This is a genomic window from Paenarthrobacter sp. NPDC091711, from assembly GCF_044756605.1.
Lineage (GTDB): Bacteria > Actinomycetota > Actinomycetes > Actinomycetales > Micrococcaceae > Arthrobacter.
The window spans coordinates 85,414-103,585 of sequence record NZ_JBIVTF010000012.1 but is presented as its reverse complement, the minus strand read 5'-3'; the positions used below and the strand labels follow the sequence as shown (position 1 = coordinate 103,585).

The 18,172-nt window shown below is 61.9% G+C and carries 23 protein-coding genes; 10 read left to right on the top strand and 13 right to left on the bottom strand.

The annotated features are described in order from the left end of the window. The first annotated feature begins 58 nt into the window (after window positions 1-58). Genes ACIQH5_RS17085 through ACIQH5_RS17075 form a run of 3 tightly spaced genes read left to right on the top strand, consistent with a single transcriptional unit; the run spans window position 59 to window position 1,239 of the window. Complete coding sequence (locus ACIQH5_RS17085; protein WP_400405605.1) at window positions 59-673, top strand: TetR family transcriptional regulator; 615 nt, start codon at window positions 59-61, stop codon at window positions 671-673. After that, window positions 673-1,044 (top strand): hypothetical protein, encoded by a 372-nt coding sequence (locus ACIQH5_RS17080; protein WP_400405602.1) that lies wholly within the window; start codon window positions 673-675, stop codon window positions 1,042-1,044. The genes ACIQH5_RS17085 and ACIQH5_RS17080 overlap by 1 nt, the downstream gene beginning before the upstream one ends. A gap of 15 nt (window positions 1,045-1,059) precedes the next feature. Next, on the top strand, window positions 1,060-1,239 hold the full coding sequence (locus tag ACIQH5_RS17075; RefSeq protein WP_400405600.1) for a hypothetical protein: 180 nt from the start codon (window positions 1,060-1,062) through the stop codon (window positions 1,237-1,239). Between the two features lie 9 nt (window positions 1,240-1,248). Here the strand turns inward: ACIQH5_RS17075 and ACIQH5_RS17070 are convergent, their stop codons facing one another. From ACIQH5_RS17070 to ACIQH5_RS17060, 3 genes are all read right to left on the bottom strand, one after another. Then, a complete protein-coding gene (locus tag ACIQH5_RS17070) occupies window positions 1,249-2,046 on the bottom strand; it encodes an alpha/beta fold hydrolase (protein WP_400405597.1) in 798 nt (265 codons plus the stop codon). A gap of 66 nt (window positions 2,047-2,112) precedes the next feature. After that, window positions 2,113-2,304 (bottom strand): helix-turn-helix transcriptional regulator, encoded by a 192-nt coding sequence (locus tag ACIQH5_RS17065; RefSeq protein WP_400405595.1) that lies wholly within the window; start codon window positions 2,302-2,304, stop codon window positions 2,113-2,115. Window positions 2,305-2,316: 12 nt separating this feature from the next. Continuing rightward, complete coding sequence (locus ACIQH5_RS17060) at window positions 2,317-2,754, bottom strand: hypothetical protein (RefSeq protein WP_400405592.1); 438 nt, start codon at window positions 2,752-2,754, stop codon at window positions 2,317-2,319. Between the two features lie 82 nt (window positions 2,755-2,836). Between ACIQH5_RS17060 and ACIQH5_RS17055 the strand changes: the two genes are divergently transcribed. The 3 genes from ACIQH5_RS17055 (at window position 2,837) to ACIQH5_RS17045 (ending at window position 4,736) form a co-directional block, all read left to right on the top strand. Continuing rightward, complete coding sequence (locus ACIQH5_RS17055; RefSeq protein ID WP_400405589.1) at window positions 2,837-3,508, top strand: helix-turn-helix domain-containing protein; 672 nt, start codon at window positions 2,837-2,839, stop codon at window positions 3,506-3,508. An 82-nt stretch (window positions 3,509-3,590) separates the two neighbouring features. Then, a complete protein-coding gene (locus ACIQH5_RS17050; protein ID WP_400405587.1) occupies window positions 3,591-4,124 on the top strand; it encodes a VOC family protein in 534 nt (177 codons plus the stop codon). Between the two features lie 39 nt (window positions 4,125-4,163). Further along, the gene (locus ACIQH5_RS17045) at window positions 4,164-4,736 is read left to right on the top strand and encodes an MOSC domain-containing protein (RefSeq protein ID WP_400405584.1); all 573 of its coding nucleotides are present in this window, start codon (window positions 4,164-4,166) and stop codon (window positions 4,734-4,736) included. Between the two features lie 18 nt (window positions 4,737-4,754). Here the strand turns inward: ACIQH5_RS17045 and ACIQH5_RS17040 are convergent, their stop codons facing one another. The 3 genes from ACIQH5_RS17040 to ACIQH5_RS17030 all read right to left on the bottom strand — a co-directional run bounded on the left by ACIQH5_RS17040 (window position 4,755) and on the right by ACIQH5_RS17030 (window position 9,942). Next, window positions 4,755-6,089 (bottom strand): CCA tRNA nucleotidyltransferase, encoded by a 1,335-nt coding sequence (locus tag ACIQH5_RS17040; RefSeq protein ID WP_400405688.1) that lies wholly within the window; start codon window positions 6,087-6,089, stop codon window positions 4,755-4,757. A gap of 152 nt (window positions 6,090-6,241) precedes the next feature. Then, on the bottom strand, window positions 6,242-8,212 hold the full coding sequence (locus ACIQH5_RS17035; RefSeq protein WP_400405582.1) for an ABC transporter ATP-binding protein: 1,971 nt from the start codon (window positions 8,210-8,212) through the stop codon (window positions 6,242-6,244). Continuing rightward, the gene (locus ACIQH5_RS17030) at window positions 8,209-9,942 is read right to left on the bottom strand and encodes an ABC transporter ATP-binding protein (protein WP_400405580.1); all 1,734 of its coding nucleotides are present in this window, start codon (window positions 9,940-9,942) and stop codon (window positions 8,209-8,211) included. Before ACIQH5_RS17030 ends, ACIQH5_RS17035 begins: the two co-directional genes overlap by 4 nt. 161 nt (window positions 9,943-10,103) lie before the next feature. Between ACIQH5_RS17030 and ACIQH5_RS17025 the strand changes: the two genes are divergently transcribed. After that, entirely contained in the window at window positions 10,104-11,102 is a 999-nt protein-coding gene (locus ACIQH5_RS17025; RefSeq protein ID WP_400405577.1) for an aldo/keto reductase, read from the top strand. A 10-nt stretch (window positions 11,103-11,112) separates the two neighbouring features. Here the strand turns inward: ACIQH5_RS17025 and ACIQH5_RS17020 are convergent, their stop codons facing one another. From ACIQH5_RS17020 to ACIQH5_RS17010, 3 genes are all read right to left on the bottom strand, one after another. After that, window positions 11,113-12,021, bottom strand: a complete 909-nt coding sequence (locus ACIQH5_RS17020; protein ID WP_400405575.1) for a helix-turn-helix transcriptional regulator — start codon at window positions 12,019-12,021, stop codon at window positions 11,113-11,115. 94 nt (window positions 12,022-12,115) lie between these two features. Beyond that, window positions 12,116-12,820: an AAA family ATPase gene (locus ACIQH5_RS17015; RefSeq protein WP_400405573.1), complete on the bottom strand. Its 705-nt coding sequence runs from the start codon at window positions 12,818-12,820 to the stop codon at window positions 12,116-12,118. A gap of 11 nt (window positions 12,821-12,831) precedes the next feature. Continuing rightward, entirely contained in the window at window positions 12,832-13,509 is a 678-nt protein-coding gene (locus ACIQH5_RS17010) for an FMN-dependent NADH-azoreductase (protein ID WP_400405570.1), read from the bottom strand. Window positions 13,510-13,675: 166 nt separating this feature from the next. On the opposite strand from ACIQH5_RS17010, the gene ACIQH5_RS17005 reads away from it, so the two are divergent. The 3 genes from ACIQH5_RS17005 (at window position 13,676) to ACIQH5_RS16995 (ending at window position 15,479) form a co-directional block, all read left to right on the top strand. Beyond that, window positions 13,676-14,329 carry an HAD family hydrolase gene (locus ACIQH5_RS17005; RefSeq protein WP_400405567.1) on the top strand — a complete coding sequence of 218 codons (654 nt, stop codon included), beginning with the start codon at window positions 13,676-13,678 and terminating at the stop codon, window positions 14,327-14,329. An 85-nt stretch (window positions 14,330-14,414) separates the two neighbouring features. Next, window positions 14,415-14,822, top strand: coding sequence for a winged helix-turn-helix transcriptional regulator (locus ACIQH5_RS17000; RefSeq protein ID WP_400405566.1), 408 nt, complete (start codon window positions 14,415-14,417; stop codon window positions 14,820-14,822). Window positions 14,823-14,837: 15 nt separating this feature from the next. After that, window positions 14,838-15,479, top strand: coding sequence for a thioesterase II family protein (locus ACIQH5_RS16995; RefSeq protein WP_400405563.1), 642 nt, complete (start codon window positions 14,838-14,840; stop codon window positions 15,477-15,479). Between the two features lie 92 nt (window positions 15,480-15,571). Here ACIQH5_RS16995 and ACIQH5_RS16990 read toward each other — a convergent pair whose 3' ends face one another. The 4 genes from ACIQH5_RS16990 to ACIQH5_RS16975 all read right to left on the bottom strand — a co-directional run bounded on the left by ACIQH5_RS16990 (window position 15,572) and on the right by ACIQH5_RS16975 (window position 18,163). Further along, window positions 15,572-16,213, bottom strand: coding sequence for a flavodoxin family protein (locus tag ACIQH5_RS16990; RefSeq protein WP_400405561.1), 642 nt, complete (start codon window positions 16,211-16,213; stop codon window positions 15,572-15,574). A gap of 65 nt (window positions 16,214-16,278) precedes the next feature. Next, window positions 16,279-16,524, bottom strand: coding sequence for a phosphopantetheine-binding protein (locus ACIQH5_RS16985; protein WP_400405559.1), 246 nt, complete (start codon window positions 16,522-16,524; stop codon window positions 16,279-16,281). A gap of 83 nt (window positions 16,525-16,607) precedes the next feature. Next, on the bottom strand, window positions 16,608-17,582 hold the full coding sequence (locus ACIQH5_RS16980) for a beta-ketoacyl-ACP synthase III (protein ID WP_400405556.1): 975 nt from the start codon (window positions 17,580-17,582) through the stop codon (window positions 16,608-16,610). Then, a complete protein-coding gene (locus ACIQH5_RS16975; protein WP_400405554.1) occupies window positions 17,579-18,163 on the bottom strand; it encodes an AvrD family protein in 585 nt (194 codons plus the stop codon). Before ACIQH5_RS16975 ends, ACIQH5_RS16980 begins: the two co-directional genes overlap by 4 nt. Window positions 18,164-18,172 lie beyond the last annotated feature (9 nt).

Here is an 18,172-nt window from a genome sequence, read left to right as displayed (position 1 = left end):
GGTGGTCCCACCAGCTTATGACACTCTGTGTCATTATGTAAGAGTGAATACTGGAGGAATGACTTCGGACGATGCCAAACCCCCGCGCCCCAGCGGTCGGCCCGCCACCATCGACCCCGATGCCGTGGCCGGACTGGCCTTGGACCTCTTCGCTGAACACGGCTACGAGAACACGTCCATGGAGGACATCGCCAAGGCTGCCGGAATAGGGCGCAAGAGCCTCTACCGCTACTTCACCAGCAAGGCCGACCTCGTGTGGGGTGGCACCGAACCCGTAGTTGAGGCCTCGACGCGGGCGTTTGACTCCTTCCACAGTCCCGGAAAGTCCGACGGCGGCGTGCTGGCCGGGCTGCGCGAGGCAACCATTGCCGGGGTCGCCGTCATTCCGGACTTGGCGGTCACACGCGGTCGTCTTCGACTGATCGCCGAGCACCCCGAACTGACCAGCCGCAGCTACGAGTCCTTGGCGCCGCAGCGTGAAAAGGCTTTGGCCTTTCTCGTCGAGAGCGGCCTCACCGACTCCGCGGCGCGCTTTGTGAGCGCCGCGTATCTTGCTGTGACTTTTGAGGCATGGCTGCAGTGGGCTGCCGGTTCGGAGCCGGACCCGGTACCTTACCTGATGGCCGCACTCGAGGTGTTACGGGTTCCATTCGACAACGTGAGAGCTGTCTAGTGGACGCATTCACGGTGCTCTTCGATGGGGCCAAAGGAGCGGCATCTTTGGCACCTCTGGCGACGTTCGGCGTGGCCTTGGTCGCCTACTTCGCGTATCGCCAGAAAACCAAGGCCGACAAGCGGGACCAATGGTGGAAAAGGGCACAATGGGCAATTGATGCATCATTGGATCAGGAAGATCCCCAACGCAGACTCACCGGGGTAAGTGTCCTGGTACACATGGTTGACAGTGACCTGGCCACGGCTGGGGACGCCGACCTCATGAAAATCCTCTCCATAGCAATCCAAGATGAAGAACTGGAAGAAGAATTTGAGGACGAAGAAGGCGGCAGTGGAGTAGACGACCCGCAAGACATCAGCCAAACTTAGGGGAAGGAGATGAACATGCCCAAGAAAGCAACAATTGAGACATCCCACCGTTCATCAAGCGGAGGACGGTACGAGGTGCGCCTAGTATCCCGCAACAAGACGGTCACTGTCTCGTCCCCCGTTCGGGCCAAGATTCTTGAACAGACTGAGAAGCTGATCGCCGCTTCAGAGCGCAAGTCTGCTCCGTCCAAGTAATACACGGCTTCAAGCGTCATTTGATGGCGAGCCAACCTTCACGGCAATGAACTGCCGGATCCACTCAACCGTCTCAGGATGGTCCAGGTGCAGGCCGTGACCCGCTCCGGGCACACGCACCAGTACCGAGCCACGGATATGCTCCCGCAGAAGGAGCGCATTGGGTAGCGGGGCCAACGGATCTTCAGTACCGTGGAGGATCAGCGTCGGGGCTTGGATATCGCTGAGCCGACTCCAAGCATCGTGCTCGCGGCTGGCCCTGAAGTGCCGCGCCTTGGCCCACGCCGATGCCCGGGAGTTGAAGAAGGTGTGTGTGGCTTGAGGATTGGCGTGGACCCACTCGGCAGAGAAGAATAGCGGTTCAAGCCGGGACATATCTCCACTGGTCAAAGCGTCCAACGCGGCTGGATTCGGCTGAGTTCCGGCGTCGGGCGACTTTCCGCCACTCGTTGCGGCGAGGATCAGCGTGCGAACCTTCTGCGGATAATCCACTGCCAACCACTGGCCGACGCGACCACCCATCGAATGCCCGTACACGTGTGCTAAATCCGCTCCGGCTGCGTCGAGAACGGTCACAGCATCCTCCGCGAGGAGCCGGGTGGTGTAGCGCTCGGCGTCGCCCTTCCCGCTCCGGCCTATGCCCCGGTGATCAAAGCGGATGACGCGGTAAGAGCGGGACAGAAGTTCCGCCGTCGGGCCCCAACCATCCATGGCCGTGGCCTGTCCTGCAATGAGCAGCATTGGCTCGCCTTCGCCTTCTGAGGTCCAGGCGAGTTCAGTGCCGTCGGCGGCCTCAGCAAAGTTCACCGTGCCACAGTATCCGGGCGGCGCTCAAAGCGCTGCGGCGCAGGACACAACGCCTCAATCAGCGGCTCAATCAGCAATGAAGATGTCCTCGATACTGCAGTCAAAGGTCCTGGCAATCTGGAACGCCAACGGAAGAGACGGATCAAACTTCTCCCTCTCGATGGAGATCACAGTCTGCCGGGAAACTCCGAGCACCGCAGCCAGATCCGCTTGCGTCCAGTGCCGTTCGGCGCGACGCTCCGCGAGGTTGTTCTTCATGTCAGCGGAGCCTTACTTCAGCGCACGGTGGCGGATGGCCACGTACCGCAGGCCGGCGTCAACCGCGCTCAAGGCAACCAGACCTAGAAGGACAGGAAGCGCATCGATGTCGAAGCGGCTGATGGCCAGCACCAGCGAAGCGACCACAATAACCACAAGGACGTCCAGGAATGCCCCCGCTCCCGCTTGGCGCATCCACTGCAACTCGACGCTCTGCTCGCCATGCGGATCGCGGGTGACCGTGTGGTTCGAAACGAAAACCTTGGCTCCAAGCGACATCGCCGGATAGGCGGCGCATAGGGCACCTATGCCCGCTGCAAGCCAGAAGTCATCCGGATTTGATGCTCCCACCGCGACGGAAACTGCAAGTGTCAGGATGGCGCCGAGGATGATCGCCAGGACGTAGTGGTGGACTGGCGCCCGTCTTGATGTAAAGGATGCTTTACTCATGTCTGAAGTAAAGCACCCTTTACATTGCAGGGCAATGGTCTTCCATCGCGTGAACCAGTTAGCCGGGCACACTAAGCTGGCGATGATGTATGAGCAGAAGCCCAGCTCGTCGCCCGCCATCAACTCCGTGTGGCGGGCTTTCGTTGAAGAACCAGATATCTACACGGACCCGGCCAACGAGTTCTGGGGCCTGGCCTTCACGCGTCGCAGTGACGCAACGCTCCGAGCGGAGCTGATCGGCCCGTCCTTGCAGCCGCGGGTTCTCGAGAGCATCCAAGGCGACAACTACTGGGGCGTTGAATTCCGGTCCCATGTGGTCATCGATGGCGCGTCGAAGCAAAGCATCCTCGGGGAAACCGTGGAGCTTGCGGTGGACGGAGACTTCTTCGAATTCCTCGGACGGCAGTACAGCATCCCGGAGTACGAAGGCCTGGAGGCTTTCGTTGGGCGTCTGCTCGACGACGGCGCAATCGTCAGTCGCGACGACGTCGGCCGGTCCCTGGCTGGCGACATCGGCGGATACTCGCCGCGCAGTTGGCAACGCCATATCCGTTGGGTCACCGGCCTGAGCCGTAAACAGATCGAACAGCTGGAACGAGCACGCGCCGCCTTCTTTCTGCTTCAGAGCGGGTACTCCGCGAGCTCAGCCGCCGCGGCTGCGGGATACGCGGACCAAGCGCATATGTCCCGCTCTTTGCGTCTGCTCCGATCTGAAACTCCGGCACAGATCATTGCCCGCCACGTCGCGGATTGAGATGGCGTTTTTCTTCAAGCCAACCAGCACAATACGTGGCTGACTTGTAGGTACCACTCACCAACGTCAAAGGGTCACCACTATGAGCATTCCCAAAGCCCCGGAGGGGTACAACACGGTCAACTCCTTCATAATGACTGAGGACGCGCCCGGGATGATCTCTTTCCTTACCACAGTCTTCAGGGCACAAGCGATACCCGAGGCCCACACCCTTGACGACGACGGTCTGATCCTTCATTCCGAACTCAAAGTAGGCGACTCAACGGTGATGGTGGCTGAGAGGAAACCGGACTGGCCGTTCACCCCCAGCCTTTTGCAGGTCTATGTGGATGATCTTGACGCGACACTGGCAAGTGCCATTGGTCTTGGAGCGACCGTGGTGACAGCTCCCACCGACTTCTTCGGCGATCGCCTTTCGCGCGTCGTGGACCCTTGGAGCAATCTGTGGTGGATCTACCAGCACAGCGGGGAAGCGCCTGAATGGGTTGACAGTGCCACTGACTGGGGCGACGTGAGCCCTGACAATGAAGACGCCTCCTGGGCCGCAGAAGCCAGCCCGGAACTCGTGTACATCCACGACACCTTGCTCACCACCATGAAGGGCCTGGGGCGCTGATGCGGTGCGCTCCCAGCCAGCTGGCGCTAGCGTTGGGGGATGACCGCTGACTACAGATACGACGTCGAAGTCCTGCACCTTTTGGTGTCGCCGGCCCACGCCTATTTCGGTCGCGCCAGGGAAGGGGCAGCAGACGTTCCCACTACTGACGCGGATCAGGCAGAACTGGTCGCAGGCAAAGGGATTGTCGGCGACAGGTTCTTCGGCAAAGCCGCCCATATGGATGCCGCAGTGACCTTGTTTGCGATGGAAGCCCTCGAATCCATCGCGGCTGAGCTGGGGGCTGGGCCCTTCGATCCCCTGTTGACGCGGCGGAACGTTGTCCTTCGCGGAGTGGAGCTGGCTCCCTTGCTGGGGCACGAGTTCACTCTTGAATCGGGCGGAGATGAGGTGCGTTTGAAGGCGGGACGCCCGGCCCACCCCTGCGCCTGGATGGACCAGATGCTCGCCCCGGGCGCACATAAGGCGATGCGAGGGCGTGGCGGTGTCCGCTGTCAGGTGCTTTCCGGCGGCTTGCTGCATCGCGGGCCGGCAGTGTTGGTCAGTCCGGTTCCGCTCGATCCCACCAAGGCCGGGGAGTCCAACGTGCTGCGGCCGTCGCGGTTGCCGTGACCCTGACGCTTACTTTGCTTACTTCCGTGCCTGGAACTCGTCCAGCCTCCGTATCGCCACGGCCACCACGGCGTCCCGGTGGGCATGAAGCCAAGCCTCCGCCCCTTCCTCGTCGCTGAACAGACCGTCGTCTTGAGCGTCTCGACTCTGCTCAATCACGAACTGCCACAGCCGTCCACGCGGGATGTCGGCGTCAGCCAAGGCGGCACCTTTCAACAAGGTGGTGCCCACGATCCTCTCTTTGCCTAGCCGCTCGGCCTTCGAGAGCCAGGTCGGCAAGTGATTGACGCCTTGACGGGCCCCAAACCCGCGTCCTTCCTTGTCCGCTTCCACCAGCCGAGCCCAGTCCACCAGTAATGGTCCGCCGTTGGCGTGATCCAAGCGTCGAATCACCCTGCGGACCGCCGAATCACTGATGGTTCCGTGGTGCCCTTCCGGGGTGTGGCACATGTGCTCCCGGATCAGCGGCAGGATCTTGTCTTCGTATCGTCCAGGCGCTCCAATCCGGTGCAGGAAACTCCGCGCCGGCTCAACACCAGTGACGTTGTGCCCGTTGGACGTGATCCTGCCATTGGCATCGATGATGGTGGATAGTGCTTTGCCAAGGTCGTGGGTGACGGCGGCCAGTACCAAGGTAGCTGTTTCGTGGGCATCCAGTTGCTCGCGCCGGGCGATGCGGGCTGCTTGGTCTCCAGCCAATCCGAGGTGGGTGTGCACGTCGCCCTCGGGGTGCCATTCTGGATCCTGTGGGACTCCGCGGGTGGCGGCCAGCTCGAGGAAATGTTCCTCCCACCCGGAAACGTGCAGGGTCTCCAGTGCCTTGGAGATATAAGTGCCCTTGGAGGCCAGCTTGTAAAACTCACCCCAGATCCGCGCTTTGGGCAGGTCGGCAAAGGCGGGCGCAAGGCTCCTGCACAACTGCGCAGTTTCCGGGACGAGTTCGAACCCAAAGCGACCGCTGAACTGCATGGCCCGCAGCACTCTCAGCGGGTCGTCTCTAAACGCCGTGCTGGTGTGGCGCAGCAGGCCGGCGGCCAGGTCACGTTGTCCCCCAAATGGGTCCACAACGTCACCGCTCCTGTCATCCCAGCCCATGGCATTGATGGTGAAGTCCCGGCGGGCAAAGGCCTCCGTCTCGGACTCTTGGCGAGGTAGTGACACATCGAAGACTTGACCACCCACCGTGGCGGAGACGATCCCGAAGTGCTGCCCCACTTCCATGACGTGACCAGGCAATGCTGCCGTCACCTGAGCGGCGGTCAACCCATAGACCTCAATGTCGATGTCCTTCGAGTCCACCTCCACGCCGCGGGCACGGGAGAGCAACGCGTCCCGGACGGATCCTCCAACGATGAGTGGACGGCCACCCGCAGTCCGCAGGCTTTCAAGTACTCGCCGGGCTTCGGGAGTGAGGTGGATGAGATCTGGAATGGTTGTGATGGTCTTTACGTCCTAACAACTCACAGTGACGAAAGATGGGGCGAAAGCCAAAGCATCCCACAAATCTAGACCTCAGAGACGGGCGCCGCGAACTGCGCCTCGTACAACCGGGCGTACGCCCCACCCTCAGCAAGCAGCTCCGAATGTGTCCCCTGTTCCACGATCTGCCCGGCTTCCATCACCAGGATGAGATCGGCGTCGCGAATGGTGGAGAGCCGGTGGGCGATGACGAAGCTCGTCCGGTCGGACCTCAGAGCGTTCATGGCCTTCTGCACCAACACCTCGGTCCGGGTATCCACGGAGCTGGTGGCTTCGTCCAGGATCAGTACGGAGGGCCGGGACAGGAAGGCGCGGGCAATGGTGAGCAGCTGCTTCTCACCGGCAGAAACGTTGCCGCCTTCATCGTCCAGCAGGGTGTCATACCCTTCGGGCAGCGACTTCACGAACCGGTCCACGTACGTGGCCTGGGCAGCCTCCATAATCTCGGCTTCCGAGGCAGTGGGCCTACCGTACGCAATGTTGTCTCGAATCGTCCCCCCGAACAGCCAGGTATCTTGGAGGACCATGCCCATCCGCGAGCGGAGTTCCTGCCGCGAGAGCGAGGCGATGTCCACGCCGTCGAGCGTTATGCGCCCTGAGTCCAACTCGTAGAACCGCATCATGAGGTTCACCAGGGTGGTTTTACCCGCACCGGTTGGCCCTACTATGGCGATGCTCTGCCCCGGCTCGGCGACCAAGCTGAGGTCCGTGATGAGCGGTTTGTCCGGCGAGTACCTGAAGGACACGTTCTCGAACACCAAACGCCCCCGCGAAGGACCGGACTGAGGAACGGGAGCAGGCTCAACAGATTCTTCCTCCTCATCCAGCAGATCGAACACCCGCTCGGCTGAGGCAACGCCGGATTGCAGCATGTTGGCCATCGATCCGAGTTGCGCCAGTGGCATGGTGAACTGCCGCGAGTACTGGATGAAAGCCTGGACGTCGCCCAATTGCATGGAGCCGGACGCCACCTGCAGGCCACCCACCACGGCGATTCCGACGTACACCAGGTTCCCGATGAACGTCATGGCCGGCATGATCAGGCCACTCACGAACTGCGCGCCGAAGCTCGCCTGATACAGCTCGCCGTTCTTCGCCCGGAATTTCTCCTGAACCTCGTTCTGCCGCCCGAACACCTTCACCAGAGCGTGCCCGGTGTACGTTTCCTCAATCTGGCCGTTGAGCTCACCGGTGTTCTTCCACTGCGCCACGAACAGTTTCTGCGAGCGTTTGGCGATCAGCAGCGTGGTTCCCAGCGTCAACGGAATGGTCACCAAGGCAATCAGGGCCAACAGCGGCGAGAGCAGGAACATCATCACCAGCACACCCAGCACGGTCAGCAGGGAGGAGACCACCTGGCTGATGGATTGCTGCAGGCTTTGGGAGATGTTGTCCACGTCATTGGTCACCCTGCTGAGCAGCTCACCGCGCTGGATGGAGTCGAAATAGCGCAGGGGCAGCCTATGGATTTTCGCTTCGATCCGCTCGCGGAGGCGGTACACGGTCCGCTGTACGACGCCGTTGAGCACGTACGCCTGCATCCAACCGAACGCTGAGGCCAGGACATACAGCGCCAGCGCCCATAGCAGCACAGAGGCCAGCGCGGTGAAGTCGATTCCGACGCCGGGAGTGAGGGTCATGGCGCTCAGCATGTCGGCCTTGCTGTCATCACCTGAAGCGCGCAAGCCCGCGATCACATCGGCTTTGGAGGCGCCTGCAGGAAGCTGTTTTGAGACGACACCGGCGAAGATCAGGTTGGTGCCTTCGCCCAGCAGCCTTGGCCCGATGACGGACAGGGCAACACTGACCACGGCAAAGACCAACACCAGAATCAACCAAAGACGCTCCGGCCGGAGCGTCCCCAGCAGCCGCCGGGCAGAGGCACTGAAGTTCGAGGCTTTCTCAGCCGGGACGTTCATCCCGGCAAACGGACCACCGCGGCCCGGTCCCATGGCTGGCCGTTGAGGACCGCGTGGTCCGGCTGATACGGCGCTCATGCTGCCTCCTCGGCCGCGAGCTGGGAGGACACGATTTCCCTGTAGGTTTCGGAGGTCTCCAGTAACTCATGGTGCGATCCGCGCCCAACAATCCTGCCGTCGTCGAGCACTAAGATCTGGTCCGCGTCCGCGATGCTGGAGACGCGTTGCGCCACGATCACCAGCGTGGCGCCCTTGGTATGGCGTTTGAGAGCCTGCCGGAGCCGGGCATCGGTGGCGGTGTCCAAGGATGAGAAGGAGTCGTCAAAGATGTAGAGTTCCGGCTGTTTCACCAGCGCCCGAGCGATCGCGAGCCGCTGCCGTTGGCCGCCGGAAACGTTGGTGCCGCCTTGTGAAATGACCGCATCCAGGCCACCCTCCATCTCTTCCACAAAATCCCGGGCCTGAGCCACGGACAGGGCCTGCCACAGCTCGTCCTCAGTGGCATCGGGTTTGCCGTAGCGAAGGTTGCTGCGGACCGTTCCGGAGAACAGGTAGGGCCGCTGCGGCACCAGCCCGATGTGGCCCCAGAGCAGATCCGGGTGCAGCTCACGGACGTCCACGCCGTCCATCAGCACGGAACCGGACGTGGCGTCGAACAGCCGCGGCATGAGGTTCACGAGCGTGGTCTTGCCGGCGCCGGTGCTTCCGATGATCGCGGTGGTCTCCCCCGCTCGGGCGGTGAAAGAAAGCCCGCTCAGCACCGGCTGCTCGGCACCCGGGTAGGCGAATCCGACGTAGCGCATCTCCAGTTCGCCGCGGCGGATACCGCCGGTGACGGGGTTCGACGGCGGCTGGACACTTGATTCGGTGTCCAGCACCTCGCCGATCCGGTCGGCCGAGACGGACGCGCGCGGGATCATCACGGCCATGAACGTGGCCATCATGACGGACATCAGGATCTGCATGAGGTAACTCAGGAACGCGATCAGGGTGCCCACCTGCATGGAGCCGTCCTCGATCCTGAAGGATCCGAACCAGATCACCGCCACGGAGGAAACGTTCATCACCAGCATGACCACAGGGAACATGAGAGCCATCAGACGGCCGGCCCGCAGCGCAACGTCAGTGACGTCGTCGTTCGCTTTGGCAAAACGGGCGGCTTCCATGTCCTCGCGGACGAAGGCCCGCACCACACGGATACCGGTGAGCTGCTCACGGAGGACCCTGTTCACGGCGTCGATCCGGACCTGCATCTTGCGGAACAGCGGCACCATCCGCGTCACGATCAACCCGACCGCCACCAGCAGCACCGGCACGCAGACGGCGATCAGCCAGGAGAGTTGGGCGTCCTGCCGCACGGCCATGATCACGCCGCCAATGCTGAGCATGGGTGCCGCCACCATGAGCGTGCAGGACATGAGCACCAGTTGTTGCACCTGCTGGACGTCATTGGTGGAGCGCGTGATCAAGGACGGCGCCCCGAATTTGGTGACCTCCTGCTCGGAGAACTCCCCCACCCTGCTGAAAATCGCGTCACGAAGATCCCGGCCCATCCCCATGGCGGCCTTCGCGCCGAAATACACGGCCACCACCGCACAGGCGATCTGCACCAGGGTAATGAGCAGCATGAGCCCACCCATGCGCAGGATGTAGTCCGTGTCCCCGGTGGCGACGCCGTTATCGATGATGTCGGCGTTCAGCGTCGGAAGGTACAGGGACGCAATGGACTGCGCCAGCTGGAAGACGACGACGGCGATCAGCAGCCGCTGATGCGACCGCAGAAACCGAACAACTACCTTCCACAACATGGGAACTCCCAGCAGAAATCGTATGAACCGAAGGCCAGTTTACGTCTGGTTGCTGTGGGCAACTAGAGGGATGTGAGGGGTAATGTCAGGGACTCCCTCACACCCGTCCGGCCCCATAACGTCGAAGTAGTCATCAGCCCGAACAGCAGAGGAGTACAACCATGGAGAAGCGCACACTCGGCACCAACGGCCTGGAGGTTTCCGCGATTGGGATGGGATGCATGAGCATGAGCGGCGGCTACAGCGAACGGCCGGATCGCGACGAAATGATCTCCCTCATCCGCACAGGCGTGGAGCGCGGCGTGACGTTCTTCGATACCGCCGAGATCTACGGCCCCTATGCCAATGAGGAACTTGTTGGCGAAGCATTGGCACCGTTCAAGGACCAAGTGGTCATCGCCACCAAGTTCGGCTGGGACATCGACCCCGCTGAGCGGAAGCCAAGCGGCAAGGTCACCAGCAGGCCCGAGGTCATCAAGGAAGTAGTTGAGGGATCCCTGCGTCGGCTCGGAGTGGACGCACTGGACCTCTACTACCAGCACCGCGTCGATCCGGAGGTGCCAATCGAGGACGTGGCAGGTGCTGTCAAGGAATTGGTAGACGCCGGAAAGGTGAAGCACTTCGGTATGTCAGAAGCAGCCGCAGGGACCATCCGGCGAGCCCACGCAGTCCTCCCAGTGGCTGCGGTTCAGAGCGAGTACTCCTTGTGGTGGCGCCGCCCCGAAGAAGAAGTCCTGGACGTTTGCGAAGAACTTGGAATCGGATTCGTTCCCTTCAGCCCACTGGGCAAAGGCTTCCTGACCGGCACCATCAACGCTTCCACCAGCTTCGAATCCGGCAACGACATCCGCAGCACCATCCCCCGGTTCACGCCCGAGGCCATGCAGAACAATCAGGCCGTGGTGGACCTCCTTGCCGGAATCGCTGAACGAAAAGGCGCGACGCCGGGCCAGATCGCCTTGGCATGGTTGCTGGCGCAGAAGCCATGGATCGTGCCGATTCCCGGCACACGGAAACTGCACCGCCTCGAAGAGAACCTGGCCGCGGCCGACGTCGAACTTTCACCTGCTGAACTGGACGAGATCGAGGCGGCCGCCGCGAAAATCACCGTGGAGGGCGGCCGCTACAACGACGCCGGCGAGCGGATGACCAACCTCTGATCCAGACAGACTAGACAACAGCCTTCCGTCCAAGCCCTAAAAGTGCTGCCTGCGTCCCCGTGCCTCTTTTGGGCAGGTAGGTGAACAGGCGGAGGGCCGGAAATTGCGGGACGCTCAGAACCATGGGAGCGAAGCTGAGCCGGCCGAGCGTTTGGTGGTCGTACACAACGTCAACGTGGTAGGAGTCGCCAACCACCTGACGCTGCCACAGCTCGTCGAAGGTCTTGGAGACGGCACAGAGACTCCGGGCCAGGATGTCGAAACGAGGATCGTCAGGAAACTTGGCTGATTGTGCACGAAACTGGGCAACCATGGATCGGGCCATCATCTCTTTGTGTACGTGGGGCCGGGCAAGCTCATGATCCGTGAAGAATCGGTGGAGACAGCTTTCGCCCACACGCGTATCAAAGGTGCCTGCGGCGGCCGCGTTCATGGCAACAACGGTCCAGAACGGGTCGGCAACGTAACTTGGGTTCGCTATGGCATCCACCAGTTGCTGCAGGAGTGCCAGTTGGGCGTCGTCGACGTCGAAAGACCTCCCGCCCGTCCCCGTCAGGGGCTGGCCACCGCTATCCCCCGCCTGCCCGTTGGCCGTGACCGGACTGAGCCGGCGCCCGGAAGCCAGCCTGCGGACGTACGTCCTGTCTTCCGGGCTGAGCTGCAGGGCATTTGCTATGGCATCCAGGATTTCCACGGAAGCGCCGATAGCCCTGCCCTGCTCCAGCCACGTGTACCAAGAGACGCCAACGTTGGCCAGCACGGCGACCTCTTCCCGCCTGAGTCCGGGAGTCCGGCGGCGTGAACTCACCGGCAATCCGACATCCTCCGGGCGCGTCTGTTCGCGGCGGGTACGGAAGAACTCGCCCAAGCGCGCATGGTTGGACCGCGTTTGATGGGAAGCAGAAGGATGGGTGGGCATGGGTTCTCCACTAATGACGAGCGCCCGACCGACCGCTCTTAGGCAGTCGGCCGGACGGACGGGTGAGTAGAATCCGAATCCTGGGTCAGGCGGATTACTGCAGGACGCGTTCCCGCTCGGAGCGCACGTCCAGTTGCGCATACTCTTCTGAAGCCAACCGTGCAGCGTCCTGCGGACTCATGCGCGGTTCCAGGCTGAACAGGTTAGCGATCTTTTCGAGTCGTTCCTCCACGGAACCGGACACCACATAGAACGGGATCCCCAGCTCGTCCATGGTTTCCTGCAGGATGGCGTCCGACATGTTCCGGAACTGATCGTTGACGGGCCGGTGGCCGTCGGCCGAGAGCGGGAGCTCGTTCTTCAGGTGCACGAACACATCGAAGGAGTTCTGTACGTGCCTTTTGAAGCTGTTGCCAAGGCTTGTCATCACTTCTTCGAAGAAGGCTAGCTCCGGCGTCTTTTCAACGGTCTCGCCCACCGAAAGATGCGCCGAGGCACTGGGATTCAGGCCGAGCGAAACCCGTACGGACCCATAAATCCATTCCTGGAGGGATGACCCGTCAGAAATGAACCCTGCCGAAAGCTTGTCCTCGTAAACGGCCCTCTCAACATGACGGGTCACAATCATCTGGATAAGCTCTGCAGCCGTGCACTCCTCAAGGGTCTTACCAGGCGCGGCCTCGGGGAGAATTTCGCGCATGGTCCTCGCCCGCGTCCGGGGCAGCCCCGTGTAGTGTGACAAAGCCATGGACGTGAATGTCTTGCCCGAGGAGTATGTACCTGAAATGCCGATGCGCACTACATCCGCCCTTAGTCGTTGACGAGCTGGAGGGTTCCCGCGGCGCTGAGCTTGCCGGCGAAAACGATGGCGGCGTCACTGAGGTCAGCCTCGGCAACTTGGCGGGTGCCATCCACATCACCATTGAGCACCGTGGGAGCGAAGCGCACGTGCGTGGCGTCCTCGATGCCCACGAAGTTCAGCCAGTCGGCAAAGAAGGTGCTGCTGAAATCCGAGCCGAACGCCGCCGGGACACCGGGGGCGTAGACGCCGCTGGTGTGGATCGCCAGGGCCTGCTTGCCTTCCAGCAGGCCGCGGTAGCCCTGCTCCGGGTCAAAACCAAAGCTCCAGCCGGGCTGGGTGATGATGTCGATCCACTGCTTCAAGACATAGGGAACGCCCGCGTTCCACATGGGGATGTTGAAGACGTAGGCGTCGGCGGCAGCGAACTGGTCGAACACTGCGCGGGCCGATTCCCAAGCAGCCACCTGTTCCGGCGTCTGGTCCTGCCCAGTGAAGACAGCCATCTTCGCGGCGGCGGCGATGCGTCCGAAAACGGGCAGCGCACCGTCGTCGAACAAGTTCAACGTCTCCACTTCGAAGCTTTCCGCACCGGCAGTCTGGACGGAGTCGATGAAGTGCCGGGCCAGCCGCAGGGAATCGCTGTTGGCATAGCGCGGAGAGGCGTTGACGTGGAGGATGGTAGGCATTGGCTTCCTTTCGAGGCTTTGCTTCGGGGGACGCTTTGTGTCCCGTATCGATCCTCGCTGACAGCGCGACACCGCATAAGAAAGCACTCTTTTGTGCCTAGGGCACCTCAAAGTGCCCTGCCATTGGGTGCTTCCCATCCGCGAATCAGTCCCTAGGATTCTTCCTGTGGAAGAATCCTCCCGCGGCCCTGGCCAGACCGCCTACACAGACATCGACGGCACCGTCACTGCCTACAACACCATCTTCGAGTTCCTCCGCTTCGACGCCACCGAGCATGCACGCGGTAATGAAGCTGAGGAGTTCCTTGCCGGCCTGCGCACCGCAGCGGCAAACGGGATCCCGCGTTCGGTGACGAACGCCCGCTACTTCCGCTGGTGGAAGAGTCGAAGCGTCACAGAAGTGGCCGAACTGGGCGAGCGCTGGGCCGATCTGCAGGATCAACAGGCAGCCGCGTGGGATTTCTTGGAGCCTGTGACTTCGCTCCTGGACGCCCACGTGGATTCCGGACGGCAGCTGGTGGCCGTGACGGCATCCTTCGAGCCGGCGCTGGTGCGTGTTCGACGGCGGTGGCCCCAGCTCGCGCTGATATGCACCCGCCCGTTGGTGGCAGCAGGAGAGTACACCGGAGAGATTGAGGAAGCACTGGTGGGTGAGGCCAAAAAGCGGGCCGTCCTGGCCCACGCATCAGGAAACAACGTGGATCTGGCTGGCAGTTTCGCCTACGGGGATCACCATTCCGACCTGCCATTCATGGCACTGGCCGGGGAATCACTGCTGGTTGAGGCAGCGCGCGGGGTCTCCGCAGCGCCCGTGAGTTAAGGTTTACTACACCGTTCCCCCACCTGTCACAGGCCGGAAGTAAACTGTGCCCACCAGTCCACTTGATGAGGAAAGTATTGGGGATATGACTCTCACGGCTGAACAGAAACGCCAGAAAGCCCGGAAGCACTACAACGCATCATTAGACCTTTGCCCGGCCCGGCAATTGCTGGAGGCCATCAGCAGCAAATGGGTCACCCTGGTAATGCTTGCCCTTGAGGACGGACAGCAGCGCCACAGCGACCTCCGGAAGCGCATTCCAGGTGCCAGCCAAAAGATGCTGACGTCCACCCTCCGCTCGCTGGAACGCGATGGCTTGGTCCTCCGGCATGTCACCGTCTCTGTTCCCATCCGTACCGATTACGAGCTCACCCCGCGTGGCCGCTCACTGCTGCGGATCATCTTCGAAATGAAGGAATGGGCGGAGGAGCACATGGATGACGTGGCCGTTTCCCGCTTGGAGCACGACCGCCACCGGCTCGCTTTCAACTGATCGTTGGGACCCTGCGTGCACCTGTTTTGCCTGCATCACGCCGGGGGAACCACAGCCAGTTTCGCGGGCTGGCGCTTCAACGGTGTGACGGTTAGCAAACTTGGATTCCGTGGGCGGAACTTCACATCCTTGGGGGCTGCGGCTGATGTCCTCGCTGCGCGCGTGACGGCGTCCGCGCCGGCGCCTGACCGGCTCGCCCTGTACGGTCACAGTTTGGGAGCGGTCCTCGCCTTCGAGATCGCTCTTCGGCTCCAGCGCTCAGGCCGGGTGGCTCACCTCTTCCTTGCTGCGGTGCGCCCCCCGTCGGGAATGTACGACGACGGTGCTGCCGCAGTTGCCGCTGCTGGGGCACTATCCCAGCGTGCCCGGGAAGTCCTCCTTGAGGACCTCGGTTTGTTGGCGGGATATCCGGGACGTCCGCCCAAGAAGCAAATGGAGGTTCCAACCACCGTGCTCTACAGTGCCGATGATCCGGTGGTCCCGGTTTCGGATTCCCTTCGGTGGGCGGCGTGGTGCGCGGCCGAGCCCCGCTTGCTGAAAGTGGAGAGTGGGGGCCACCTGTTCCATCTGGACAGTTCTACAGTGCGGATGTTCGTGGAAATGACACTGTCCTCTGAACCTGGCAAAGACCTCCACACGGTTCGGCGCCACGGATAAAGCCTGGAGACTCCCGTATCCGGGTGTCGCCAGGCCTCAACCGTCTTGCCGGAGATTGTCACGTAACTCCGGGCGCCGTTTGCCAAGGGCGTCTAAGCTCCCGCGCTGATAAGTTCCCGGTCCGAGTTGGGGTTCGACAGGTCTTGATTCCCCAGGGCTGCCTTCCCTGCCGCGAAGATCGCCGTGATTTCCGCAACGCGTAGGCCCAAGTGAGCGGCCGTAGCGATATCGGCGGGGTGGACGCCCTCAATGCCGACGTCCGAGAACGTCTGAGCGGCGGCACCATTGAAGTAGCCGAAACGGTTGAGGTCGTTTTCAGTACCCTTGGTGCTCTTCCAGCCGGGAAGCAGGCCGAGGTTGATCCAGTTCATACCGTGCTGCGCGCCAAAAGTGGCGAAGTAATCCAGTGTGGAGTTTTTGTCCCCTGCTTTACAGGCAGCGTTGGTGAAGCCCGCACCCAGCTTGTTGTGCCACTTCTGCACCGCCCAACGGCCCGCGGTCTTTTCTGCGAAAGCATGGAATGCCGAGGGTGCGGTGCCCATGTACGTGGGTGCTCCAAAGATGATGGCGTCCGCCTCATCAATGAATTTCCAGGATTCCTCGGTCAGTTCATCCACACGGAACAGGGCTGCGGTGGCGCCCGTCGAGCCGGCAGCGGTGACCACCGCATCTGCCAGAACCTTTGTGTGGCCGGAACCTGAGTAATAAACGACTGCAATTGCCGGAATGGTCATGGGTGTCCTCGCTGTTGGTTTCTGTGTCTATGTATTGGCAAACGTGACTTGTTAGCCGGTTCCGGCTAGACGACGGGCTGCAAGGCCAGCTTTCCGGTCACCAGCCCCGCGGCAACGCGTGCGGTTCCGGCGTCCGCGAGCTCGAATTCGTCTACGCGCACGCCGAACTTGTTGCTGAGAATGACAGCCGCTTCAACCAAGGACAGTGAATCGATGTCCAGGTCCGCGAATGAGTCGTCAGGACTCATGTGGCTGAGCTCGTCCATAGTGGATCGGATGGCCTCAACGACGTCCAAAGCTGTAATTTCCATTGTTTCCCCCTTTATAAGGTGGCCCAGATGACCGGGCCGCTATGATCCTGCGCGGCCTATGCCGGCAGGAATCGGTGGTGGCCCTAATGCGGGTCCACCACCGAGATCGAAGGCCAGGTCATGGCGATGGCACCCCAGGTGGTTCCCCCGCCGAAGGCAGTTAGGACCACTTTGTCCCCGGGGATCCTGTGGCCCTTGGTGCTGGCGTCAGTCATAGCCAGCGGAATCGAGGCGGCTGAGGTATTGCCTACCCTGTCCAAGTGGACCTCAGCTTTGGAGGTGGGTATTCCAGTCACCGAGGCCACGGTGTTAAGGATCCGCAGGTTGGCTTGATGGGCGATCAGGGAATCTACCTCGCCCGCCGTCCAGCCAACAGTGGTCAGAACGGTCGCCACAGAGTCTGACATCGCGGCCACCGCTTGCGTGAACACTTCCTTGCCCTGCATTTCAAAGAAAGCACCGGCGGTGCGAGGAACATGGATCAACGTTTCCCCGTTGCCGTCGGAGTGGAGCGTGGAAGCAAGGATGGCTCCTGGTTCCTCTGCAGTTCCGGCTGAAAGGTATGCGGCTCCTGCACCGTCTCCGAAGATCACGGACGTCGTACGGTCGGTCGGATCCAACAGGCGGGTAAATGTATCCGCGCCAATCACCAGAGCCGAATCAACTGAGCCCGAGGTGATGGCCCAGCTGGCGGTAGCAAGCGCGTAGACAAAACCCGAGCAGACTGCCGAGATATCGAACGCAGCGATTCCGTGGAGCCCGAGGTTCGCCGCAACCTTCGGTGCAGTAGCCGGGCAGACCTTGTCCGGCGTCGAGGTTGCCACGATCAACAGGCCCACAGAATCGACGCCAGCACTTGCCAAGGCTCGTTGCGCTGCTGTTGTTGCGAGGACACTGGTGCTCTCAGTTTCATCCGAATGACGCCGCTCAGCGATGCCGGTCCGGCGGCGGATCCATTCATCAGAGGTGTCCATGACGGTGGAGAGGTGCTCATTGGTGACCACGCGTTCGGGAAGCGCGCCCCCCAGGCCTCGAACCACCGCGGATCCCACGATCATTGGACAGTCCCTGGCGGCAATTCGTGAGCGACGCTGCAGACTACTTCGCCGCCGTCGAAAGTTCCCACTACGTCGGCACAGCGCCAAGATCCGTCGTTCTTTCCGATGAGCCGGCTCCTCCGCAAACGCACACCCAAAGCGGTTCCCCGCCCGCCCCCAATCTTCGGGCCGGGGCCGCTAAAAGTCATCCGGGTTTTGCGCATCCAGAGCGTGTTGCTGTCGGAACGGTTCATGGCATCCAATCTGTAGAGCAGCACCTGCCCCAGTTGCAGAGTGGCCACAAAGTACTCCGCGGCGGAGAGCGCGTGCGGGTACGCAGCTTCCAGTCCGCGGCGCACCCCCAACTGGTGGGCCGCGGCGGGATGCTGGCGGAGTGAGAGTTGCGCGTGGCCTGCACCAAGCTCTGGTTCGCGAAGGTCCGCTTCCAGAACCACGTTCAGCAAGTCAACCTGCCGCTCGGCCCACAGCTCCCCGTAGAGGCGAGTGGCAGGGTCACCCACCAAAGCTTCCTCCGAGGGTGACTGAACGGACGCGAGTCCGAGTTCAGCCGAACCATGGGCCACTTCGAGTACCGCGGTCATGGAGGCAAC